The organism is Streptomyces sp. NPDC041814 (genome assembly GCF_055590565.1).
Genome location: NZ_JBVJAM010000004.1, coordinates 237,987 through 261,325, shown reverse-complemented (window position 1 = coordinate 261,325; position 23,339 = coordinate 237,987). Strand labels below are relative to the sequence as shown.

Annotated in this window: 16 protein-coding genes; 9 read left to right on the top strand and 7 right to left on the bottom strand. The window is 72.5% G+C overall.

Annotated elements, in window-relative coordinates; all coding sequences use genetic code 11:
• Window position 1: 1 nt before the first annotated feature.
• Window positions 2-1,138: a hypothetical protein gene (locus ACZ6C6_RS13640; RefSeq protein ID WP_469202269.1), complete on the bottom strand. Its 1,137-nt coding sequence runs from the start codon at window positions 1,136-1,138 to the stop codon at window positions 2-4.
• Window positions 1,139-1,529: 391 nt separating this feature from the next.
• On the opposite strand from ACZ6C6_RS13640, the gene ACZ6C6_RS13635 reads away from it, so the two are divergent.
• From ACZ6C6_RS13635 to ACZ6C6_RS13595, 9 genes are read left to right on the top strand one after another with little or no spacing between them, the layout of a single operon-like run.
• Window positions 1,530-1,766 (top strand): phosphopantetheine-binding protein, encoded by a 237-nt coding sequence (locus ACZ6C6_RS13635; RefSeq protein ID WP_469202267.1) that lies wholly within the window; start codon window positions 1,530-1,532, stop codon window positions 1,764-1,766.
• Window positions 1,763-3,457 carry an AMP-binding protein gene (locus ACZ6C6_RS13630; RefSeq protein WP_469202265.1) on the top strand — a complete coding sequence of 565 codons (1,695 nt, stop codon included), beginning with the start codon at window positions 1,763-1,765 and terminating at the stop codon, window positions 3,455-3,457. The genes ACZ6C6_RS13635 and ACZ6C6_RS13630 overlap by 4 nt, the downstream gene beginning before the upstream one ends.
• A gap of 5 nt (window positions 3,458-3,462) precedes the next feature.
• On the top strand, window positions 3,463-4,506 hold the full coding sequence (locus ACZ6C6_RS13625) for a hypothetical protein (protein WP_469202263.1): 1,044 nt from the start codon (window positions 3,463-3,465) through the stop codon (window positions 4,504-4,506).
• Window positions 4,493-5,056, top strand: coding sequence for a hypothetical protein (locus ACZ6C6_RS13620; RefSeq protein ID WP_469202262.1), 564 nt, complete (start codon window positions 4,493-4,495; stop codon window positions 5,054-5,056). The genes ACZ6C6_RS13625 and ACZ6C6_RS13620 overlap by 14 nt, the downstream gene beginning before the upstream one ends.
• Before the next feature lie 31 nt (window positions 5,057-5,087).
• The gene (locus ACZ6C6_RS13615) at window positions 5,088-13,853 is read left to right on the top strand and encodes an amino acid adenylation domain-containing protein (RefSeq protein ID WP_469202260.1); all 8,766 of its coding nucleotides are present in this window, start codon (window positions 5,088-5,090) and stop codon (window positions 13,851-13,853) included.
• Entirely contained in the window at window positions 13,850-14,065 is a 216-nt protein-coding gene (locus ACZ6C6_RS13610; protein ID WP_469202258.1) for an MbtH family protein, read from the top strand. The genes ACZ6C6_RS13615 and ACZ6C6_RS13610 overlap by 4 nt, the downstream gene beginning before the upstream one ends.
• Window positions 14,062-15,009: an ABC transporter ATP-binding protein gene (locus tag ACZ6C6_RS13605; protein WP_469202255.1), complete on the top strand. Its 948-nt coding sequence runs from the start codon at window positions 14,062-14,064 to the stop codon at window positions 15,007-15,009. Before ACZ6C6_RS13610 ends, ACZ6C6_RS13605 begins: the two co-directional genes overlap by 4 nt.
• Window positions 15,006-15,809 carry an ABC transporter permease gene (locus tag ACZ6C6_RS13600; protein ID WP_469202253.1) on the top strand — a complete coding sequence of 268 codons (804 nt, stop codon included), beginning with the start codon at window positions 15,006-15,008 and terminating at the stop codon, window positions 15,807-15,809. The genes ACZ6C6_RS13605 and ACZ6C6_RS13600 overlap by 4 nt, the downstream gene beginning before the upstream one ends.
• Before the next feature lie 5 nt (window positions 15,810-15,814).
• Complete coding sequence (locus ACZ6C6_RS13595) at window positions 15,815-16,612, top strand: ABC transporter permease (RefSeq protein ID WP_469202251.1); 798 nt, start codon at window positions 15,815-15,817, stop codon at window positions 16,610-16,612.
• A 17-nt stretch (window positions 16,613-16,629) separates the two neighbouring features.
• Here ACZ6C6_RS13595 and ACZ6C6_RS13590 read toward each other — a convergent pair whose 3' ends face one another.
• The 6 genes from ACZ6C6_RS13590 to ACZ6C6_RS13565 all read right to left on the bottom strand — a co-directional run bounded on the left by ACZ6C6_RS13590 (window position 16,630) and on the right by ACZ6C6_RS13565 (window position 22,764).
• Window positions 16,630-17,589: an ArsR/SmtB family transcription factor gene (locus tag ACZ6C6_RS13590; RefSeq protein ID WP_469202249.1), complete on the bottom strand. Its 960-nt coding sequence runs from the start codon at window positions 17,587-17,589 to the stop codon at window positions 16,630-16,632.
• Between the two features lie 338 nt (window positions 17,590-17,927).
• Window positions 17,928-18,722 carry a tryptophan synthase subunit alpha gene (trpA, locus tag ACZ6C6_RS13585; RefSeq protein ID WP_469202247.1) on the bottom strand — a complete coding sequence of 265 codons (795 nt, stop codon included), beginning with the start codon at window positions 18,720-18,722 and terminating at the stop codon, window positions 17,928-17,930.
• On the bottom strand, window positions 18,719-19,966 hold the full coding sequence (gene trpB / locus ACZ6C6_RS13580; protein ID WP_469202245.1) for a tryptophan synthase subunit beta: 1,248 nt from the start codon (window positions 19,964-19,966) through the stop codon (window positions 18,719-18,721). Before trpB ends, trpA begins: the two co-directional genes overlap by 4 nt.
• Window positions 19,967-20,011: 45 nt before the next feature.
• Window positions 20,012-21,004: a class I fructose-bisphosphate aldolase gene (locus tag ACZ6C6_RS13575; protein ID WP_469202243.1), complete on the bottom strand. Its 993-nt coding sequence runs from the start codon at window positions 21,002-21,004 to the stop codon at window positions 20,012-20,014.
• Between the two features lie 132 nt (window positions 21,005-21,136).
• Window positions 21,137-22,432: a SidA/IucD/PvdA family monooxygenase gene (locus ACZ6C6_RS13570; protein ID WP_469202241.1), complete on the bottom strand. Its 1,296-nt coding sequence runs from the start codon at window positions 22,430-22,432 to the stop codon at window positions 21,137-21,139.
• On the bottom strand, window positions 22,429-22,764 hold the full coding sequence (locus ACZ6C6_RS13565; protein ID WP_469202239.1) for a hypothetical protein: 336 nt from the start codon (window positions 22,762-22,764) through the stop codon (window positions 22,429-22,431). Before ACZ6C6_RS13565 ends, ACZ6C6_RS13570 begins: the two co-directional genes overlap by 4 nt.
• Between the last annotated feature and the right edge of the window lie 575 nt (window positions 22,765-23,339).

Sequence of the window (23,339 nt, the reverse complement as noted above, 5' to 3'; positions counted from 1 at the left end):
ATCACGGACGGGCGTCCGATTCCGGCACGGCGGCGATCAGACCGCTCTGCTCCAGGATGTCGTAGTAGGCGGAGACGTCCTCCTGCGCGATCTCGACGCCCTCCGCGGCGAACGAGGCACGTGCCGCCGCGACGGCGTCCGCCTTGGTCCTGCCGTGCGCGAGCATCCAGAGCAGCACACCCTCACGGCTCAGCTCGGTGGCCGAACCGACCTCATGCGTGGCGAAGTAGCCGTCCGCGAAGGGGAGAAGGGTGTGCCGGGGGTTGCGCCGGCAGAACGGCGGGGCGACATCGAGCACGGGAACGTAGCGGTAGCCGGTGGCCGCCATGGCGACGAGGTCCTGCGTGAGCCAGAGATTGCGGATCACGGCGTCCCGGGTCGACGGCATGCCGAGGTCGTGCAGCACCTCCGCCAGCTGGCCGCCCGCCTTGTCGCCGACGGTGCGGTCCCACTTCGCCCACACCCACTTGGTGTTGACGTAGAGATCGCCCTCGCCGGCCAGATACGCTTCGGCGCCCCGGTAGACCATCTCCCGCGACTGGTACTCGGCGTTCGACGGGTCGCCGTTGAGCAGGGCACCGATGACGTCCTCGCCCGCGTTCTGGATGTCCTGGGCGTGTCGCGCGATCAGCACCTTCCGGAAGGCGTCCTCACCCTTTTCGAGCTGCGCGTGCAGGGCGGCGAGCTGTCCGCCCTCGTCCACGACGATCTCGCTCAGCAGGAAGCGCGCCGTACGGTCCAGCCGCGACCGGCTGGCGAAGGACAGCTGCCCGGTGTCGGTCGAGGTCCCCTCGAACGTGGTGAAGCGCCGTACGAGCGTCTCCAGTTCGGTGAGCTGGACGTACTCGACGTCCACGCGCTGACCCTCGAACGCGAACTGCTCGGTGGAGCGGTCCTCTCCGTCGAGGACGACGAAGATGTCGATGTCCGAACAGGGCGACCCGAGGCCGGCCAGCGGCGCCCCGCCCATGTACACGCGCCGGAATCCGTGCTCCGCCGCCGCGTGCCGGGCCGCGCGGGCGCCTCGGGCGCGTATCTCGCCGAGTATCCTGCCGAGCTCCGCGCGGTCGAGGGCCGTGTCGAGGCCACCGGTCTCCGCCCCGTTCCGGCCCGCACCCTCGGACTCCAGTGCAGTCATTTCCACTCTTCCCCTCGCGCAAAATGAAAAGCTGGGGGCTGCGGAATACCGCAGCCCCCGTTCCCGGTCCGTATCGGCCGGGCGAGTCATTCATCGTCACTCGTTCACGGCGATGACGACGGAGGTGGGGAGCTTACCCATGATGATTCACCCCCTCTTCGCTGGTGATAGGCCGGGAAAGGCGAACGCCTTCCCTGGGGTTAGACAGTAGAGATCCCGGGTGCTCCCGGCAATTGATTCGGTGAGAACCGAAAAGTCGCACCGGGTGCGGCTGTTGCAGGCCGCTGCCGCACTTGATCGGTGCCGGTAAGCGGGCCGTGGACGCTGATTGCGCAGCCGGGCGGGGGTCGCTAGGGTGTGCCGAAATCTCGTCGGCAGGGGTAGGTAACTCGTGATTTCATCAGAGCGTGAAGCGGAAATCCTGGCCAAATGTGCGGGGATTCTCGGGGTGGAATCCGTATCCGGTCGCGATGACTTCTTCGGGGTCGGCGGAGACTCCCTCGACGCTGCGGAGATCAGCGAAATGCTCACCGCCGAGCTGGGGCGGGACGTCGATATGGAGACGGTGCTGCGCAGCCCCACCTTCGCGGCCATGCTGTCGTCCATAGGCAGCCGGACCCCGGAATGAGAGGCCCGTCGGCCGTCCCCGGTCTGCTCGGCCTGCTGGAACGGGCGGTCGCCGGCAACACCTGCCGCTTCGTGCGGTACACCCCCTCCGCCGACACGTGGACGACTCTGCCCGTCCGTGAACTCGACCAGCGGGCATCGGCCCTGGGTCACGCGCTGCGCACGACGCTCGCCCACGACAGCGCCGACCCGCGGGAGCCGTACGTCCTGCTGGCGGTCAGGGACCCGCTGGAGTTCGTGACCGCCTTCTTCGCGGTCGTCAAGGCGGGACTGATCCCCGTCCCCGGACCAGCGATCCCGCATGTCCACCAGGGGCATGCCCAGCGGCTGCGGGGCATCGCGGCGGCCTCGCGCCCCCTCGCCGTACTGACCGACCAGCCCGAGGTGGCCGCACACCCCGGACTCCTCCCCGAGCCATGCCCGCTGCTGCTCGTGGAAGGACTCCAGGAGCAGCAGGAAACGGTCCCGCCCCCGGAGGGACGGGCCGATGTGGCGTACGTGCAGTACACCTCCGGCTCGCTGGGCAATCCGGGGCCCGTGATACTGCGGGGGAGCAACGTCATCGCCCAACTCCGGCAGGCGGCCGAGGCCTTCGGGGAGACCCGGCACAGCGTTTCGGTCGGCTGGGTGCCGCTCTCCCACGACATGGGACTGGTGACCGGCGTGCTGCGGCCGCTGTGGTCGGGCTACACCTCCGTGCTCCTGGACCCCTTCGACTTCGTACGGGACCCCGGGCTCTGGCCGCGTGCGATGAGCGAGTGGAAGGCGACCCTGACCTCCGCGCCCGACTTCGGGTACGCCCTCTGCGCGAGGAAGACCGGCGACACCCGCGCCTACGACCTCAGCGGCCTCACCGTCGCCAGGTCCGCCGGGGAACCCGTACGCCCGGCCACCCTGCGCGCGTTCACCGCGAAGTTCGCCGCCGCCGGCTTCGACCACAAGGCGTTCACCCCGTCCTACGGTCTGGCCGAGGCGACCCTGACCGTCACCGCCGGCCGGCTGGGCGAGGCCCCGGGCGTGGTGAGCTTCTGCGCCCGCGCCCTGCGCGCCGGGCGGGCCGAGCCGGCCGCGCGGGACGCGGAGAGCCAGGACCTCGCTTCCTGCGGACCCCCGTTGCGCGACACCCGGGTGGAGATCCTCGACCCGGAGACCGGCACGCCCCTCGCCCCCGGACTGGTCGGCGAGATCTGGATCAGCGGCCCGCAGGTGGCGCCCCGGGGCCACCCGGTCGGCCCCGACACCGGACACCGCACCGGAGACATGGGCTTCCTGTACGGAGGAGAGCTCTTCGCACTCGGCCGGGCCAGGGAACGGTTCCAGGTCGCCGGGGAGAACTACTACAGCGGGGAGATCGAGGCCGTCGCCGTCGCGGCCGACGAACGGCTCCGGCCCGGCCGGGCGGCCGTCTTCCTGGCCGGGGGCGACGGGGACATGGCGCTCCGCCCGGTCCTGGTCGCCGAATGCCGTACCGGCGTCGGGGAACAACTGGACGACGCGGCGGCGGCGGCCCTGGCCCGCGCCGTGATGGCCCGGATCGGCCGGGAGACCGGACTGGCGGTGACCCGGGTCTGGCTCGTGGCGGCCGGCGCCCTGCCGGTGACGACGAGCGGAAAGATGCGGCGCGAGCGCTGCCGCGACATGTTCGAGGACGGCTCGCTCAAGGCCCTCCACCGGTACGGAAAGGGAGAGTGACCAGCGTGTCAGGGTTCACGTGGACCGCCGGACTGCCCGAACAGGCGGCCGCCGCAGTGGCCGAGGAGATCGACGCCTGCCTCGGGACCGTCCCCGAGGACGCCACATGCGTGGCAACCGGATCGCTGGTGGAGGGGTTGGGCAACGCCAACTCCGACATCGACCTGTACATCATCCGCACCGCGGGCCTGGACTCCACGAACCCCGTGGCCATCGGCATCCGGGACTCGCGCTACGTCGACTGCGAATACCTCGACCTCGGGGCGATGCGACAGCTCGCGACGGCCTTCGGCGACCCGAAGGCGGCGGACCGCGTCAGCGCGTTCGCGCTGCGCGACTTCGACCGCTACTACCGTCTCGCGATCTGCGCGCGCCTTCGCGTGACCGACGAGGCGGCGCCCGTACTCGACCTGTTCTCCGCCGAACGCTCCTGTGAGCTCTTCAACGGCTGGTGCATGCTCCGCGCCCACGAATACCTGTCCCGGGCCGCCGTGGCGCAGGCGATGGACGAGCTCCCCCGTGCCGTCCTGCTCCTGCGACGGGCAGCCGTCTGGCGGGCGGCCTCGGTCCTCGCGGAGGGCGGCGAGGGCTATCCGTCGCTCAAGTGGACCACGGTCAAGGCGGACCGGCTGTTCGGCGCGGGGACCACCGCCCGGCAGGACTGCCTGGACGGCTGCGAGACATCCCCGGCAGACCTCGGCGCGGCACTGCCCCGGCTGCGCGCGCGCATCCACGCCAGAAGGGAGCCGGCCCACGACGCGCCCCACTGGCGGCTGGCCGACGACGCCGGCGTCGTACCCGACGGCGCGGCCGCCCATCTGGTCCTCGGCCGCAAGTCCATCGTCCGTACGGACGGCCTCACCGCGCTGCTCGTCCGGCGGCTCAACGACGGAATGCCCTGGCCGGAGGCGGTCGCGAACACGGCAGCGGATCTCGGAGTGCCCGCCCCCGACGTCCGCCTGGCCGCCGCGGCTCCGGCGCGTGAACTGGCCGCCGCGGGCTACCTCACCCCCGCCGGGCGAAAGGACGTGTGCGATGTCCCCGCATAGTGTGCCGCTGAAGACATGGCTGAAGGCCAGGCGTGCGGTCAACGCCCTCCATCTGGAACTGATGGCCCTGAACTACGACCTGGACGGGGCGCTCGCCTCCGGGCAGTACGGCCTGGCCTGGTGGACGCAGCAGAACATGCTCACCACCGCCGTGGAACTCTCCCTGTCGGAGGCCGGGACGGAGGTCCCGCCCTCCGCCGACCCGCTCGACCGGGCGTTCACCTCGCTGGACCTGCTCCGCCGGGTCAGCCCCGAACGCGCCGCCACTGCCTGGGAACTCCTTCTCCGCACCCAGCCGCAGGACACCGAGGTCAGGGAGGAGGCCGCGCGTACGCTCGCCTTCATCGAGCACGGACTCGGGCTTCCCCGGGCCCTGACGCGGCAGGGCGCGGTCCGCGAGTGGGCCGAGAGCACCGCCCTGCTCCGTTCCGTCGCGAAGCACGTCGGTGTCGCGCGGTCGGACACCTGGTACCTCAGCAGGGAGACCGGCCCGGACACCGACTGGTACGGCGACGTCCTCGCGGTGCTCGCCGACGAACGGCTGAAGTGACGTGCCGGACAGCGGAACCGGAGAGGCGGACATGGTCACGGTGCCCCTGTCGCACGGGCAGGAGCGCCTGTTGTGGCTCTACGAACTCGACCCCGGAAGCCCGTCCTACCATCTGCACCTCGGGCTCCGGTTCCCCGCCGGCCTCGGCGCCGGGGTCCTCGAACGCGCCCTGGCCGCCCTGGTCGCACGGCACGATCTCCTGCGCCTGCGCTGTACGCGGGACGAGGACGGGCAGGCCCGCCAGACCGAGGCGGAGCAGTTCACCGTCCCCTTGAGCCACCTGCGGGAGAAGGAACCCGGGGACTGGGAAGCGATCGTCACGGAGCAGGTCGAGCGCCCCTTCGATCTGTACGCGGCACCGGCGGTCCGGGCCGTGGCAGTGGACCGTACCGACGGCTCCTGCGTGGTGGTGCTCGTGCTGCACCACGGGATCGCGGACGGCCGGTCCCTCAGGGTGCTGGCGGGCGACCTCACCGCCTTCTGCCATGCGGAGCTCTCCGGCGAGGAGCCCCCGCTCGCGCCCCTCCGGCGCCGGTACGCCGACTTCGCCCGCTGGGAACGCACCCACATCGACGACGAGGAACGCGCGGCCCGGCTCGCGTACTGGCGGGACGAGCTGTCCGGAGCACAGCCCTGGGCCTTCGCCGGCGACGACCGGACCGAGGCGGGGCCGCAACCGACGGGGGAGAGCTTCACCTTCGCCCTCTCCGCCGACGCGACCGCCGGGCTCGAACGCCTGGCGACGGAGCACCGGTGCGCGCCGACCGCCGCCGTACTCGCCCTCTACCACGCCTGGCTGACGACGCACACGGACCAGCGGGACATCACCGTCGGCGCAGCCATGGACGCGCGCAGAGGGCGGGAGTACGACGACGTCGTCGGGTTCTTCGTCAACACGGTCGCGCTGCGCGCCGAACGGACCCCGGGCACCACGTTCATCGCCCTGATGCGCGCCCTCAACACGAAACTGCGAGCGGCGCGGACCAGACATCTGCCCTTCGGTGAAGTGCTCGCCCGCTGCGCACCGGCGGCCGGCGCCGACCGGCTCGTCAGCGCCTTCTTCGTCCACCAGGGGCAACGCCCGGAGACCGAGGAGTTCACCCACCCGGCCTGCCGGGCTGAGCGGTTCAGGCTTCCGGACCGGTCGGCGCGCTTCGACCTGGAGCTGAACACCGCGGTCATCGGCGGCAGCCTCCACGGCGAGTTCCGTTACCGCACCGGACTGCTTCCGCCCGCCACCGCCGCGGCCTTCACCGACCGGTTCGTACGCCTGGCCGAAGCCGTCCTCGCGGACCCCGCCCTGCCGTTGGACCGGCTGTCCGTGGAGCCCCGCGACCGGACCGCCGGGCTCGTGGCCGCCGCCCGAGGACCGGAGCGGGAAACGGAGCGCGATCCGGTGCCCGTCCTGCTCACGCGCACGGTGTCGGCGTTCCCGGACCGGACCGCGCTCGTGCACGAGGGCACCCGGCTGACCTTCGGCGAGCTCGGCGAGCGGGTCAACCGGCTGGCGCACCTCCTCATCGGCCTGGGAATCGGACCCGAGGACCGGGTCGCCGTGCTCGTGCCGCGCTCCGACGTCCAGGTCGCCGTCCTCTTCGCGGTGCTCGCGGCGGGCGGCGTCTTCGTCCCCCTGGACCCCGCCCATCCCCCCGCCCACCTGCGCGGCGTCATCGAACGCTCCGGCGCCGGAGTACTGATCGACGTCAGCGGTACGACCGGCCTCCTGCCGGAAGACCTGCCGGAGGTGACCCGGCTGACCCTGGACGGCCCCACGGTGCCAGGGCGCCTCGCCGCGTGTGCCGCGCACCCGCCCGGCGACGCCGACCGCCGCTCACCGCTGCTCCCGGAACACGCGGCCTACGTCATCCACACGTCGGGCTCGACCGGGCTTCCCAAGGGCGTCGTCGTGGAACACGGGAGCCTGTCCGCGCTCGGCGCGACCTTGGCCCGGAGGCTCTTCGGGCCGCTCGCCCAGCGGCTGGGACGCGACCGGATCCGTACGACCATGACCGCGGCCGTCACCTTCGACGTCTCCTGGCAGGGGCTGCTGGCCCTCACCCAGGGACACGAACTGCACGTCGTGCCCGAGGCGGTCCGGCGGGACCCCCAGGCATACGCGGAGCACCTGGTCCGGGAACGGGTCGACCTCGTCGACGCCACGCCCTCGCACGCCGCCCAGCTGATCGACGCGGGCCTCCTCGACGACCCCGGCGGGGCCCCGGCCGAACTCGTCCTCGCCGGTGAGGCGGTGAACCGGCGCCTCTGGGACACTCTCCGCTCCGCCCCGGCCACCCGCGTCCACAACTACTACGGGCCGACCGAGTGCACCGTCTACGCCACCGCGCACACCCTGGCCCGGGGGCCCGGTACACCGTGCATCGGGCAGCCGCTCGACAACCTGTCCGCCCATGTGCTGGACGATGCGCTGAGACCCGTGCCGCAGGGCGTGCGCGGGCAGATCTACCTGGCCGGCCCCCAGGTGGCCCGCGGCTACCAAGGACAGCCCGGCCTCACCGCGGAACGCTTCGTGGCCGACCCGTACGGGCCGCCGGGGACCCGCATGTACCGCACGGGCGACACCGGGTACCGGGACACCGGCGGCCGGCTGGTCTTCACCGGGCGCGCCGATGACCAGGTCAAGATCCGTGGCTTCCGCATCGAGCCCGCCGGGATCCGGTCCGTCATCGAGGACCATCCCTCGGTGACCCACGCGGTGGTCGTGGTACGCGAGGACTCGGGGGGCCCGGAACTGGTCGCCTACGTGGTGGCCGACGGCGAGCAGCCCGGCAGCCGGGAACTGCGCGAACACACCGCACGACGGCTGCCCCGCCCCATGGTTCCCACGTCCTTCGTCGTCCTGGACGCGCTGCCGCTCACCACCAGCGGCAAGCTCGACCGCCACGCGCTGCCCGCGCCCCGCCCGGCCGGGCCCGGTACCGGCTCGCTCCTGGACACCGCCGCGTCACCCCACGAGGAGGTGATCCGCCGGATCTTCGCCGGCCTGCTGAACCTCGGACACGCCGGCGGCGACGACGACTTCTTCGCCCTCGGCGGCCACTCGCTGCTCGTCACCCGCCTCCTGGCCCGCATCCGCTCGGCGCTCGGGGCCGACCTGCGCATCCGTGACGTCTTCGACCACCCCACACCGGCGGGGCTCGCCGGGCTGCTGGACCGGGCGGGCACCGCGCGGCCCGCACTGACCGCGGGACCCGTCGAGGCCGAGTCACCGCTGTCGCCCGCCCAGCAGCGCCTGTGGTTCCTCACCCGGTCCGGCGAGACCGGTTCCGCCTACAACATCCCCGTCGCCGTCCGGATCACGGGACCGCTCGACGAACCGGCGCTGGAGCTGGCGCTCGCGGACCTGACGACCCGGCACGACATGCTGCGTACCGTCTTCGGGGACCGGGACGGCGTCCCCTTCCAACGGGTGCTCGAAGGGGACCGGGCACGCCCCGTACTCGTCCGGGCCACGACCACGGAGCGGGAACTGCCCGACGCCCTGGACGAGGCGGTGCACCACGCATTCGACCTGAGCGGGGCCCCGCCGTTCCGCGTGCACCTGTGGCGGCTGGGGGAGGAGCGGTACGTCGTCCTGCTGCTCCTGCACCACATCGCGGGCGACGGCTGGTCGCTCGGACCGCTCGGCCGTGACCTCTCCGCGGCCTACGGGGCCCGTATCCTCGGCACCGCCCCCGCGTTCACGCCCCTGCCCGTGCGGTACGCCGACTACACCCGGCGGCAGACGGAGATGCTGCGCGACGAATCGGACCCGGCCGGCACCTTCGGGCGGCAGGCCGCCTACTGGCGCCGCACCCTGGCGGGTCTGCCGGCCGAGATCCCCCTGCCCACCGACCGGCCGCGCCCTCCGGAGCCGGGATTCCGGGCCGGTGTAAGGGACTTCACGCTCCCGCCCGACACGCACCGCGGCCTCGCCGCTCTCGCCGCGGCCGGGCAGGCGAGCGTGACGATGGTCCTCCAGGCCCTCGTCGCGGTGACGCTGCACCGCAACGGGGCGGGCACCGACATCCCGCTCGGCGGAGTGGTGTCCGGCCGCACCGACGAGCAACTGCACCCGCTGACCGGGTTCTTCGTCAACACCCAGGTGCTCCGCTACGACCTGTCCGGCTCCCCGTCCTTCAGGGACGTCCTGGAACGTGTCAGGGCCGCCGACCTGGCCGCGTACGACCACCAGGACCTCCCCTTCGAGCGGATCGTGGAACTCGTCAATCCGCCCAGGTCCGTGTCCCGGCACCCGCTCTTCCAGGTGATGGTGCTCGTCCAGCCGCCCCCGGCGTCCCCGCTGGCGCTCCCCGGCCTGGACTGCGCGCCGCAGCCCACCCGGCTCGCGGCCGCCAAGTTCGACCTGGCCCTCACCTTCTGGGAGTGCCGGACCGGCGACGGCGAACCCGCGGGCGTCGGCGGACGCCTCGAATACGCCTCCGACCTCTTCGACCCCGGCACGGCGGACCGGCTGCTCGGCTCACTGACCACCCTGGCGGACGCGGTGCGCGCGAACCCGGACGCGCCCGTGGCCCGGCTGGAGGCGCTGCGACCCGCCGACCTGGACACCGTCATGGGTGCGGGGACCGGCGCCGAGCGCGAGGAGTCCGACCGCCCGGTGCACGCCCTCTTCCGCGAGCGCGCCGCCCGGACCCCGTCGGCGCCGGCCCTCTCCTGCGGCGACGAGGTGCTGACCTACGCGCAACTGGACGACTGGTCCGACCGGCTGGCCGGTGCGCTGGTGGACCGCGGTGCCGGCCCGGAGACCCGGGTCGCCCTGCTCATGGACCGCTCCCCGGCCGTCGTGGCCGCGGAACTGGCCGTACTCAAGGCAGGCGGCGCCTACGTGCCCCTGGGGCGCCGCGACCCCGACGAGCGGCTGCGCTGCACGGTCCGGGAGGCGGGCGCCGCGTTGCTGCTCGCCGACGCGGCGAACGCCGCCCGGGCCGCCGCGCTCGGCCTCCCGGTCCTGGCCGTCGGCCCGTCCGCCGCCGCGCTGCCGCCCTGTCCCGGAGGTCCGGGGCCGGAGATCGCGGGCCCGGAGAGCGCCGGGCCGGACCGGCTGGCGTACATCATGTACACCTCGGGTTCCACCGGCGTGCCCAAGGGGGTGGCCGTCACCCATCGCAACATCACCGGGCTCGCCTCGGACGGACGCTGGCGCGGCGGCGCCCATGAGCGGGTCCTGCTCCACTCCCCGGAGGCGTTCGACGCGTCCACGTACGAGACCTGGGTGCCCCTGCTCAACGGTGGCCACCTCGTCGTCGCGCCGGCCGGCGATCTGGACCTGCACACCCTGGAGACCGTCCTCGTCCGGCACGAGGTCACCGCACTCTGGCTCACCTCCGGGCTGTTCCAGCTGGTGGCCGACCTCGCCCCGGCCGCCCTGCGCACCGTGCGGGAGGTGTGGACCGGTGGCGACGTCGTTCCGCCGGGGGCCGTCCGCCGGGTGCTCGGCCACTGCCCCGGCACCACCGTGGTCAACGGCTACGGGCCCACCGAGGCGACCACGTTCACCACCTCCTTCCCGGTGCCCGAGGCGGCCCCGCCGACCGGTGCGCTGCCCATCGGCACACCGCTGGACAACACCCGCGTCCTCGTGCTCGACGAGCACCTGACACCGGTGCCGCCCGGCGTGCCGGGGCAGCTCCATATCGCCGGACCCGGACTGGCACGCGGCTACTTCGCCCGGCCCGCGCTCACCGCCGAACGCTTCGTGGCCTGCCCCTTCGGTCCCCCCGGCGCGCGCATGTACCGCACCGGCGACCTCGTGCGGTGGTCCGCCGACGGACAGCTGGAATTCCTGGGGCGTACCGACCAGCAGGTGAAACTACGCGGCTTCCGCATCGAGCCCGACGAGGTGGCGGCGGCCCTCGAACAGCACGCGCGGGTCCGGCAGGCCTGCGTGGTCGTACGTGAGGACCGGCCCGGCGACAAGCGACTGACCGCCTATGTGGTCGCCGCCGGGGGGACGGCCCCGACGGACGCCGAACTGAGCGCGGCGCTCGCCGGCCGGCTGCCCGACTACATGGTGCCGTCCGCCTACGTACGCCTCGGCACGCTTCCCCTCACCCCTCAGGGCAAGATCGACCGCCGTGCACTCCCACGCCCCGGTGCCGCCGACGGCCGGGCCGCCTCTCCCGCCCGGCGCCCGGCGGGCACGACGGAGCTCCGGCTGTGCGCGCTGTTCGCGGAGGTGCTCGGCCTGCCGGGGACCGGCGCGGACACGGACTTCTTCGCCGCCGGAGGCAACTCCCTGCTGGTCGTCAGACTGATCAGCAGAGTACGCAGTGCGCTCGGCGGTGAACTGACCGTGCGCCAGGTCTTCGAACGGCCCACACCGGCCGGGCTGGCCGCCGTCCTCGCCGACGCGGGCCTCCCGTCCGGCGAACGCCCGCCCCTCGTGGCCGGAGCCGCCGGCCACCGGCCCGGTGACGCCGCGCCCGCACCGGGACAGCACGGCCTGTGGGTCCTCCACCAGCACGGGGGCTTCCGGGCCGCCTACAACGTGCCACTCGTCGTGCGGCTCACGGGCGAGCTGGACCTGACGGCGCTCGGACAGGCGCTCAAGGACGTCGTCGTACGGCATGACGCGCTGCGCACCCTGCTGCCCGAACGGGGCGGCCGCCCGACGGGCGTGGTCCTTGAGCCCCATGCACTGCCCCGCCTGCTCACCGTGGTGGACACGGGGGAGGACGAGCTGGCCAAGGCTCTCGACGCGGAGCGTGCGCGGCCGTTCGAGCTCGGCGGCGAGATCCCCCTGCGCTGCACGGTCTTCCGCGTCTCGGACACCGAGCACGTGCTGTCCCTGATCGTCCATCACCTGGCCGTGGACGGCTGGTCGCTCCCGTTGCTCCGGCGCGACCTCGGCATCGCGTACCGGGCCCGCGCCGGGTCCGTCGAGCCGGGCTGGGACGCCCTCCCGGTCACGTACGCCGACTACGCGGCCTGGCAGCACACGCTCCTCGGCAGTGCCGAAGACCCCACCCCGCTCGCACTGCGGCAGCGCGAGTTCTGGCGGAGCACGCTGGCGGGCCTCCCCGCGGAACTGCCGCTTCCGTACGACGGTCCACGCCCCGTCGAGGGACAGCTCACCGCGGGAAGCCGCACGGTCCGCTGGAGTGCCGAGGTCCGGACGCGGCTGGAAGCGCTGGCCCTGGAGACGGGTTCCTCGCTGCTGATGCAGATGCTCGCCGCCGTCGCCGCCCTCCTGTCGGGGGCGGGCGGAGGCGCGGACATCCCCCTCGGCACACCGGTCGCCGGCCGCTCCGACGGCGCACTCCACGACATGGTGGGGTACTTCGTCAACACCCTCGTCATACGCGTCGACACCTCCGGATCCCCGGCCTACCGCGAACTGGTGGAGCGCGTGCGTACGACGGCACTGGCCGCGTTCGAGCACCAGGACCTGCCCTTCGACCGGGTCGTCGGAGAGATCGGCCCCACCCGGCACGCTCACCGGAACCCACTCTTCCAGACGGTCGTGACCTGCCCCGGCCAAGGCGGGTCCACCGCCGATCCGCTGGGAGACCTTTCCACGGTCGTCGAGGAGAGCGGCGCGCCGAGCGCGAAGTTCGACCTGTCCTTCGAGTTCGTCGTGGCCGGCACCGGGGAAGCGGGCGCCCTTGAGTGCCGGATGGGCTACTCCACGGACCTGTTCGCCCGGCGGACCGCGGACCGGCTCGCCGCCGCGCTGCACCGGCTCGTGTCGGACGTCTCCGCCGACCCGGGTCTGCGCCTCGACGCGGTGCGGCCCCGGCCCGCCGGGGGCCGGAAGGCTCCGGCGGGCACGGCGCTCCCCGCCGCCCCGGCAGCTCCGGCGACCCCGCGCGAAGAGATGCTCGCCTCCCTCTTCGCCGAGGTGCTCGGTCTGCCCGAGGTCGGCACGGACGAGGACTTCTTCGCGCTGGGCGGGCACTCCCTGCTGGCGATTCGCCTCGCGGTCCGGGTCAGGGACGTGCTCGGCGCCGAGGTGACCCTCCAGGAACTGCTGCGCGGACGCACGGTCGCGGGTGTGCTGGACCTCCTCGACCGGGACGGAGCCGGGGGCCAGGACCCGTACGGGGTCTTGCTCCCCATCCGGGGCCCGCGCGGCCCCGGCCCCCTGGTGTGCGTGCACCCGGTCACCGGACTCAGCTGGTGCTACGCGGGACTCGCCCGGCACCTGCCGCCGGACCTCCCGATCGTGGGTGTCCAGGCCAGAGGGCTGTCGGAGGACGTGCCGCCGCCCGGGAGCATCCACGCCATGGCCGCCGACTACGTCCGGCAGGTGCGTGCGGCCCATCCCGTCGGCCCGTACCGGCTGCTGGGCTGGTCCTTCGGCGGCAACGTCGCGCACGCCATGGCGACCCTGCTGCAGGAGCAGGGCCAGGAGGTCGCCCTGCTCGCCCTCGTCGACAGCTTCCCGCTGGGTGACGCCCCGGAGGGATACGCGGATGCCTCCGCCGCGCCCGAGGCGGTCCGGCAGCACGTGGCGCAGGGCCCGCAGAGCGGCATCGGCCCGGCCCGGCTCGCCCGGATCGAGGCGGTGACCGCGGGCAACCTGCGGCTCGCCAGGAGCTTCCGGCCGGGGATCTTCCACGGGAACGCCCTCTTCTACGAGGCCCGGGACGACACCCGCCCGCCCTGGATCACCCCCCGGCTGTGGGAGCCGTATGTGCGCGGCCACCTCGCCGTACAGGGCATCGCCGGCAGCCACTTCGACCTCATGGACCCGCGCCCGCAGCAGCACATCGCGGACTCTCTGGCCGCACACCTGCGCGGCGACGCGCCCGCCCACCCGGAGGAACCGACGTGACCGATCCGTTCGAGCGGCCCGACGGCCGCTACCTCGCGCTGAGGAACGAGGAGGGCCAGTACTCGCTCTGGCCCTCGGACCTCGCCGTCCCCGACGGCTGGCTGCCCGACCACGGACCGGACAGCCGCGCCGGCTGTCTGAACCACGTCGAACGGGCATGGACCGACCTGCGCCCCGCGTCCCTCCTGGCCGCCGAAGGCCGAAGCCGGTGACCGCGATCGAGATACGCGGACTCGGCCGGGTCTACGGCCGGGGCGCGGACGCTCCGGCGGCGCTGCGGGACGTCGACCTCACCGTGCGGGACGGAGAGGTCCACGGCCTCCTCGGCCCCAACGGCGCCGGAAAGTCGACGCTGTGCAAGATCCTCTCGACGGTGCTGCTGCCGTCCTCGGGCACCGCCTCGGTGCTCGGACACGACGTCGTGGCGGAAACCGAGGCGGTCAAGCGCCTGGTCGGCCTCGTACTCGGCGGCGACAAGGGCCTGTACAACCGGCTGACGGCACGTCAGAATATGTCCTTCTGGGCCGCTTTGTACGGGATAGGGCGCCGTGAACGCGGCAAACGGGTGGATCCGCTCCTCGACCGGGTGGGACTCACCGCCCGGGCCGACGACACGGTGCACACCTTCTCCAGGGGCATGAAGCAGCGCCTGCACCTCGCGCGGGCGCTCGTCTCCGACCCCCAGGTCCTGATCCTCGACGAGCCGACAGCCGGCATGGACCCGGTCGCCGCCCGCGACTTCCGCGACCTCGTCCGCGAACTGCGGAGCGACGGCCGGACCGTGCTGCTGACCACCCACGACATGGCCGAGGCCGCGGACCTGAGCGACCGGGTGTCCTTCATCGACAGCGGCAGACTCCGCCTGACCGAGAGCCCCGACCGGGTCGGCGAACTCGTCTCCCGGAACCGACGGGTCACCGCCCGCGACGTGCCCGGCCCGCTCCGCGTACAACTCGCCGCCCTGCCCGGCGTCGTCACCGTGACGGCTCCGGAGGGCCGGACCACGCGGATCGTGACCGAGAGCGCCGGGGCGAGCGGCACGGTCGTGCACGCCCTGGTGGACGCGGGCATCGCCGAATTCGACTGCGGCACCGCCGGCCTGGAGGAGGCATATCTGCACCTGTTCGGCGGACGAGGCATGGCGGTGGGCGAATGAGCGCCCCGGCACCCGGACCCGCCGCGGTGGCGGCCCGGGCCTTCGGCACCGGATTCCGGTTCCAGCTGACCGCGATGCGCGGCCAGGCGGACACCTACTTCTCCCTGATCGCCTCGCCCTTCTTCGCCCTGGTCTTCCTCTCCGCCATGGAGTACTCCGGACGCACCGAGCTCTACGCCCACGCCGTGCTCGCCCCCATGCTCATGACGGTGTGGACGGCCGCGCTGATGTTCTCGGGGGAGATGATCAGCGACGACCGGCAGAACGGGCGGCTGGAGCCACTGGTCGCCGCCCCGGCCCCCTTCCCCCTGGTGCTGCTCGGCAGGCTCTGCGCCTGCATGCTCCTGTCCGTGCCGTCGTTCGTGATGTCGGTGCTGGTCGCCGGAGCCCTCTTCGGCTACTGGCTCCCCGTGCACCACCCGCTGGTGTTCGGCGCCGCACTCCTGCTGGTCGTGGGCAGCACAGCGGCCATGGCGACAGCCCTGTCGGCCCTCTTCGTCGTGGCGCCGGGCGCCAGGATCGTACAGAACACCCTGTCGTTCCCGGTGTTCCTCCTCGGCGGCGTGCTCGTCCCGGTCTCGGAACTCCCGGGAGCGCTTGTTCCCCTGGGGCGGCTGCTCCCCCTTTCCTGGGGGGCCGATCTGCTGCGCGCCGCCACCCGGCCCCAGCCCGTAGCGGATCTGGGGCTGTCCTTCGCCATGATGCTGCTCCTCGGGCTGACGGCCCTGCTCTTCGGCATGCGGTACATCGCACGCTTTCTGGCCGGCGCCCGCGCCGCGGGCACCCTGTCCCGGGAATGAGAGAGATGATCGCACCGACCCGAGCCGCGAGAGTGGTCCGCCAGGGCGCGCTCGTCGCCGCGCACGACTTCCGCGCCTTCTACACCTGGAAGACCTGGGCCGGGGCCTGGCTCGTCCGGATCCTCTGCCAGGTGACCTTCTACAGCCTGCTGGCCACCTCACTGGGCGACGACTCCTACGTGGCGTACGTGGTCGTCGGTGCCGCGATGATGGCGGGCGTCGCCGAGACGTTCATGGCAGTCGCCTCCAGCACCTGGGACATCGACGCGGGTACGCTGATCCCGCTGGCCGGGTCGCCGGCCGAGCCCGGCCTCTACTTCGTCGGACGCTCCCTCTCCTGGCCCCTCTCGGCGACCGCGACCACCTCGATCGCCGTGCTGGTCCTGGCCATCCCCTTCCCCGTCGGCTGGTCGCTCCCGCGATCACCCGTCCTGGTGCTGCTGATCCTCCTCAGCATGCTCGCCACCTACGGCATGGCTCTGGTGTTCGGCGCACTGGCCCTGCTCTTCCCCGGAGCCCGCAACGTCATCAGCACCGTGGTCACCATGGCGACCACGGCCTTCTGCGGTGCGCTCGTCCCCGTCGGCCACTGGCCCACGGCCGTCGGTGTGGTGGCCCGGGGAGTGCCGGTCACCCACGGGCTGGCGGCGGTCAGAGGGCTCGCCGACGGGGAGGCGGCCACCTCGATCGCCGCCTCCGCCGGGCTGACGGCCCTCACCGGACTGGTCTGGCTGCTGGCGGCGCTGGCGGCGTTCCGCCTCCTCCGGAGCCGGTCGAGACGGGGAGGGCTGCTGCTCGGATGAACGCCGCCCGGACAGCCTCAGGCCGCGGAGCGGCCGCCCTCCATCCAGTCCAGGAGCTCCAGGCCGAACCGGTCCAGCTCGTACATCACCCGGCGCCCCACCCGGTGCCGCTGCACCAGGCCCGCCGAGGTCAGCGCGGCCAGATGCTCCGACACCGTGCTCGCGGCCAGGCCCAGCACCGCCGCGATCGAGGTGGTGCTGCCCGGAGTCACCAGCGCCCGCAGCACGGCGGCCCGGCCGCGCCCCACAAGAAGCGCGAGACGGTCCGCCGGAGGGGCTCCATCCACCCGGCGCGCCCCCGTACCGTCCGGCCCGTCCATCAGCACGGCGACGCCCCGGGCCTGGTAGGCGACGGCCAGCGTGGAGCCGTCCGCGCTCCGGGCCGTCAGCCCCGACTCGTGCGCCAGCAGCAACGGCACCACGACCAGCAGGGGTTCACCGGATCCGGGGAGCGAGGCGGCCGACACCGGACCCGGGGCGAGCGGCAGCCGGGGCGCGAGATGACCGAGCATCCGCTCCGCTCCCTCCGTCGCCAGGATCCGGGCATGCGCCAGGACCTCCTCCTCGACCGCCGAACGCATCGCCGGCCAGTGCGGAGCCAGCGCCAGCGTCCAGTAGTCGAACATGAGCTCCGCGTACCGGGTGAGGGCCGAGGCCGGGGAGCGGGCGAAGCTCAGCAGCGCCTCGGGGACGCCCTTGGGGAAGCGGCTGTGCAGCTCGGCAAGGACCGCCTCCTCGGGCACGGCGCACAGCGCCTCCAGCTCGCCGGTGATGTCCAGGGCCGAACTCGGGGGCGGGAGAAGGAACGAGGGGAGCCGACGGGGGAGACGGCCGAACCAGGCCCTGGGATCCGCGCCGGGGTGCCGGTCCAGCGCCTGCCGGGCCCGGCGGGCCCACGGGGCGTACGGTGCCGGGCAGCCCCGGTCGCCGGCCAGCAGCGACAGGCCGGCCACCCCTTCCCAGAGCGGGCTTGCCACGATGCGTGTCTGTCCGATGGGCGCCGTTCTCGTGTCGAGCCCCGTGGACGGGCCGCTGACCGGGATCCGGCGATGCTGTTGATCGAGCACAGATGTTCCCCCATGCACACAGTCGAAGGGGAGTCGCCTCCCCATTGCCCTGCAGGCGCGCTCAGTCGGCGCGCCGGGTGGCACTCCGTGGACCCGGCGGAACCGCGGCCCCACGACGCACCTTCTCCACCGGAGTGGCGGTCGGTCCGCCCCGGCCGCCGGGCCGTCCCGCGGGGGACCGGCCGACGGCCACGCAGGCGTGCGGTGCCCCCGGGCCGGAATCCGGCCGCGGACACCGCACACCCGGCTCAGCCGCCCCGGACGCCGTTCGCGAGATCCCGGGCCACGGCCTCGACGGCCTTGAGCCCGGCCGGGACGTCCGGAGCCTCCACCAGCGCCCGGACGAACGCGGAACCGACGATCACCCCGTCGGCGTAGGACGCCACCTCCGCCGCCTGCGCCCCGTTGCTCACGCCGAGCCCGACGCATACGGGAAGGCCGCCCGCCTTCCGGGTCCGCTCCACCAGGTCGCGGGCGTCCTTGTTGACCACGCCCCGTTCGCCCGTCACGCCCATCAGGGAGGCGGCGTAGACGAAACCGCGGGAGGCGGCCACCGCGCGTTCGATGCGTTCCTGGGTGGAGCTCAGGGCGACCAGATGCACCCTGTCCAGGCCGTGCGCGTCGGACGCCCGGTGCCAGTCGGCCGCCTCGTCCGGGATGAGGTCGGGCGTGATGAGGCCCGCGCCCCCGGCCTCGGCGAGGTCGGACGCGAAGCGGTCCACACCGTACTGGTCGATCAGGTTCCAGTACGTCATCACGAGCGCGGGGGTCCCGGTACGCGCGACCTCGCGCACGGCGGTGACGGTGTCCGCGGGGACCGTCCCGTTGCGCAAGGCGGCCTCGGTGGCGCGCTGGATGAGGGGCCCGTCCATCAGCGGATCGCTGTACGGCATGCCGACCTCGACCACGTCCACGCCCCCGGCGACCATCGCCTTCATCGCCAGGATCGACGTCGGGACGTCGGGGTAACCGACGGGCAGGTAGCCGAAGAGTGCGGCGCGGCCTTCCGCGCGGGCGTTCTCAAGGGTGGTGAGGACGGTCACTTGGCGGCTTCCCTTCCCTGGGGCGAGCTGTCGAGCAGCCCGAAGTAGCGGGCCGCGGTGTCGACGTCCTTGTCACCGCGCCCCGAGAGGTTGACGAGCACGATGCCGTCGGGTCCGAGTCGGCGGCCCTCCCGCAGGGCACCGGCCAGCGCGTGCGCGCTCTCGATGGCGGGGATGATGCCCTCGGTCCGGCAGAGGAGACTGAAGGCTTCCATGGCCTCCGCGTCGGTCACGGGCTCGTACGAGGCGCGGCCGATGTCGTGCAGCCAGGAATGCTGCGGCCCCACTCCCGGGTAGTCCAGACCGGCGGAGATGGACTCGCTCTCGATCGTCTGACCGTGCTCGTCCTGGAGGATGAACGTACGGCTGCCGTGCAGCACACCGGTGGAACCGCCGGCGATCGCCGCGGCGTTGCGGCCCAGGGACGGTCCGGACCCGCCGGCCTCCAGACCGAGCAGTTTCACCGACGAGTCGTCGAGGAACGCGTGGAAGACGCCCATCGCGTTGGAGCCGCCGCCGACGCAGGCGCACACCACGTCGGGCAGCCGCCCGGTCAGATCCAGCGTCTGCTGCCGCGCCTCCACGCCGATCACACGCTGGAACTCCCGCACCATCGTGGGGAACGGATGCGGTCCGGCGACCGAACCGATGAGGTAGTGGGTGTGGTCGACGTTGGCCACCCAGTCGCGCATGGCCTCGTTCATGGAGTCCTTGAGGGTGCGCGACCCCGAGGTGACGGGGATGACCTCGGCACCGAGCATCTTCATCCGCGCGACGTTCAACGCCTGCCGCTCGGTGTCCACCTCGCCCATGTAGACCACGGCATCCAGGCCCAGCAGCGCGGCCGCGGTGGCGGTGGCGACCCCGTGCTGGCCCGCGCCCGTCTCGGCGATGACCCGGGTCTTGCCCATGCGCTTGGTCAGCAGAGCCTGCCCCAGCACGTTGTTGATCTTGTGCGAGCCGGTGTGGTTGAGGTCCTCCCGCTTGAGGAGGATCCGTGCCCCGCCGGCGTGCTCCGCGAATCGGGGGGCCTCGGTGACGAGGCTGGGCCGGCCGGTGTAGGTCCGGTGCAGCGCGTCCAGTTCCTGCCTGAAGGCGGGGTCGAGCAGGGCGTTCTCGTACGCGACGGTCAGCTCGTCCAGCGCCGTGATCAGCGCCTCCGGCACGAAGCGGCCGCCGAAACGGCCGAAGTACGGGCCCGAGCGTGCCGTCAGTGGCCGCTCGTCCACGGTGGTGTTCGCCACGGTTGTCCCTCTCATCGGTGACACGCGGGAGTTCTTCTCAGCGGTTCAGAGCGCGGTGCCGGACCATCCGGTCTCCGCGCGCCAGGTGCCGCGGCAGGCTTCGCTGTTGGCGCGGGCCCTGTGCAGCAGTTCCTTCTGGGCGGGCCGGACATCCTCGGGGCTGCCCGCCCATGCCGCCAGGGCGGGTGCCTGCAGCGCGCGTCCGTACGAGAACGTGAGCGCCCAGGGATGCGGGCCGGTCCGGTTCAGGGTGTCGAGCAGACCGGTGGCAGGTACGGGAGCGAGCCCTCCGGACAGGAAGGTGACGACGGGCACCGCGGGGGGAACGGATGCCGTCAGGGCGTCCAGGGTCCGGGAGGCCACCTCGTCGGCGGACGCCCGCACGGGGCAGTCGGTTCCGGGCACGGCCATGTTGGTCTTGAGGATGGTGCCGCTCGCGTCCACTCCGGCGGACTCCAGTTCCGCGTACGCGGCGGACAGGACCCGCGCGGTCACCCGGCCGCAGTCCTCGGCCGTGTGCGCGCCGCGCATGAGGACGTCGGACTCCACCATGGGGACGACGCCGGCCGCCTGGCAGCAGCGGGCGAACACCGCGAGCCGGTGGGGCTGTCCGTCGTGGGCGGCGGAGCCGGTCCCGCTCGTTTCGTATACGGCGTGCCACTTCGCGAAGCGGACACCGCGTTCCCGGGCGGCCGTCAGCCGGTCCGTCAGCTCGGCCGGTTCGACCGGCGCGGGGGTGATCTTGAGACCGGGGAGCATGCCCGCCGTCGCCACCCGGGTGATCAGGGGGACTCCCTCGCGGTCCTGCTGGCCGACGGTCTCCTCGTGCATGATCACACCGCTCACGAACTCCGCGAGCCCGGGGGCGGTGAGCAGCATCTCGCGGTAGGCGCGGCGGGTCTCGGGTACGCAGGGCAGGCCGTGGGCGGCGAACCGGCCCTCCAGGTTGCCGATGCCGTCGTCCGCGGCCAGGACGCCCTTGCCGGGTGTCGCGAGGACCCGGGCGGTCTCCCGTACGCCCTGCAGATGGCCCGTCATGTCGTTTTACCCTCCCGGGAGTGAGCCGCGCGGGGCGGCTTGCCGCGCCTCTGCCGGTCTGCGGAGGACGCGCCACGATGGACCAAGAGTTCTAGAACTCTTGGTCCATCGTGGCATTGCGCACACGGGCCGTCAACCGCCCGGCGCCTCTGCGACGAGCGCGCGGAGGATCTCGCCGGCCCGGGTGGCCACGTTGGACAGCGCCTCGTCGCCGATGCCGTGCGACCGGGCGGCGAAGCCCTGCAGATAGACCTGGGCGGCGTCGTCCAGCCCGTCCACGGAGTAGTCGCGGCGCAGCCGCAGTTCACCCCGGTCGTCGCGTTTGACGAGGTCCGCGAGCGGTGCGAAGAGCTCGCCCGATGTGGTGCGTACGTACCCGGTCGCCATGACGGCCACGTCGCAGGCGAGCGCATCGGTGCCGTCCTCGTCCCGCAGCCCGAGCCTGACCGCGCCGTCCTCCTCGGCGGCCGACGTCAGCTCGGTGAGCGGGCGTTGGGAGAGCCGGGAGCCGCCGCGAAGCCCTTCCTGGTACGTGAAGCGGTGGAGGTCCTGAAGCGTTCCGGGGTCCACGATCCCGTAACCGGTGCTGTAGAACTCGTTGTTGAGCCGGACCCGGGCGTCCTCGGGCAGCGCGTGGAAGACGTCGATGGTTCCGGGGCGGAAGAACGCGTTCACGAACGGATTGGCGTCCACGGCCCGCAGCGCGTAGGAACGGGTCAGCCACTCGACCCGGACCCCGGGATACTCGCTCAGCAGGTACAGGACGATGTCCGCCGCGCTCTGCCCGCTCCCGACCACGGCGACGGTGTACGTGCCACCCCGGTCGGGGCAGTGCCGTTCGAACGCCGACAGGAACTCCCCGGCGTGGAAGACACGGCCACCGGGCCGCGCCGTCACCGCGGGTGGAAGCACCGGGCTGCCGCCGATGGCCGCCACCACCGTGCGTGTGCTCACCGTCCGCTCCCCGCTCCCGTCCGCCACCCGTACCGTCAGGGCGTCCGTACGGCCCGTGCCGGCATCGCGTACCGGGGTCACCGCCAGGGCGCGTGAGCCGTAGCTGACCATGGGCGCCACCTCGGAGGCCGCCCACTCGAAGTAGCCGTGGAACTCCTGGCGGGTGGGGACCGGATCACCCACGTCGAAGAACTCGTGGAGCCTGCCCCGGAGATGAAGGTGATTCAGGAAGCTGAACCGGCTGCGCGGATCACGCGTGGTCGCCAGGTCCTTCGCGTACACCACCTGGCACTTGGCCGCCGGCAGCAGCAGGTCCGGGTACCACCCGAAGTGGGCGTTCCGCTCCAGGAACAGCGCCCGGAGCCGCCGCGGGGACTCCGTGTTCTCGTTCCACTCCTGGATCGCGCAGGCCAGCGACAGGTTGGACGGGCCGAACCCGACCCCCACGACGTCGTAATCCGTGGGAGGCGTCATCGGGCGGCGGCACCTTCCGTCGCGTCCGGGACCTCGTCCAACGACGCGTACACGGGCCGCCCCCGTCCGGTGAACTCCGCGATCTCCTGATCGACGCCCGAGGACCGTCCTATGTGGAGGATGGCGTCGCAGTGCGCCGCGAGCCCCAGGCACACGCCGGCGACCATGCCGACCTGCTCCTCCGTCCCGTCGATCAGGTCCAGCATGGAGTACGCCTGGTGCACCCCCACCAGCGGCGTGTGGCCCTTCCGGTAGACGCCGAGACTCGCCTCAGCGATATTCGCCAGCCGCTCGGAAAGCTGCTCCTCGGAAGCTCCGGAAAACCGTCCCACGGGACCGGTGACCATAATGAGCATGTCTCTACCCCTATTCCTTCTGATGGCGTTCGTTTTGCCGGAAGAATGCGGTGTAAGCGGGCCGTAAAGACGCGGTTAAAAGGGCGGGCGCGGCGCGTTGAAATGGCCGCGATGGCGGTCTTTCTATTGTGAATGGGGGCCCACAGGCGCGTAACGTTAACATGACGATCGGGCAAAATCGCGTGTGACGTACGTCACGTTCTAGAACTCTTGTCGGAAGCGTTGACGGGGCGCGAGGGTGGTCCGGGCAGCAAGGGGAGACCGGTCGCCAGGGCGGTGGGCGCCGGAGACTGATGGGCGGCGAGCCTGCTTCGGCAGGGTTCGAGCGGGCGGCGTTGCCCGTTTTCAGGATCCGCGAAACGCGCGGTCCGGAACATTTCTCAGACACCTTTCATTTTCTTCCGAATGCAATAGCTTGCTGTCTGCGGTGAGCCATGTCGGACATGGGGGGATTCTGCGTGATCGACTGTTCCGAAGATAATTCGGATTCGTATCCGCTGTGGCATGCGTTCACAGAGGAAATAGGCCTGGAAGGCCCGCCCGTAAGGGTT

Excerpts from the sequence above, each read along its gene's own strand:
- ACZ6C6_RS13615 (WP_469202260.1), top strand. The coding sequence starts at position 5,088 with ATGGTCACGGTGCCCCTGTCGCACGGGCAGGAGCGCCTGTTGTGGCTC.
- ACZ6C6_RS13600 (WP_469202253.1), top strand. The coding sequence starts at position 15,006 with ATGAGCGCCCCGGCACCCGGACCCGCCGCGGTGGCGGCCCGGGCCTTC.
- ACZ6C6_RS13595 (WP_469202251.1), top strand. The coding sequence starts at position 15,815 with ATGATCGCACCGACCCGAGCCGCGAGAGTGGTCCGCCAGGGCGCGCTC.
- ACZ6C6_RS13630 (WP_469202265.1), top strand. The coding sequence starts at position 1,763 with ATGAGAGGCCCGTCGGCCGTCCCCGGTCTGCTCGGCCTGCTGGAACGG.
- ACZ6C6_RS13575 (WP_469202243.1), bottom strand. The coding sequence starts at position 21,004 with ATGACGGGCCATCTGCAGGGCGTACGGGAGACCGCCCGGGTCCTCGCG.
- ACZ6C6_RS13640 (WP_469202269.1), bottom strand. The coding sequence starts at position 1,138 with ATGACTGCACTGGAGTCCGAGGGTGCGGGCCGGAACGGGGCGGAGACC.
- ACZ6C6_RS13620 (WP_469202262.1), top strand. The coding sequence starts at position 4,493 with ATGTCCCCGCATAGTGTGCCGCTGAAGACATGGCTGAAGGCCAGGCGT.
- ACZ6C6_RS13570 (WP_469202241.1), bottom strand. The coding sequence starts at position 22,432 with ATGACGCCTCCCACGGATTACGACGTCGTGGGGGTCGGGTTCGGCCCG.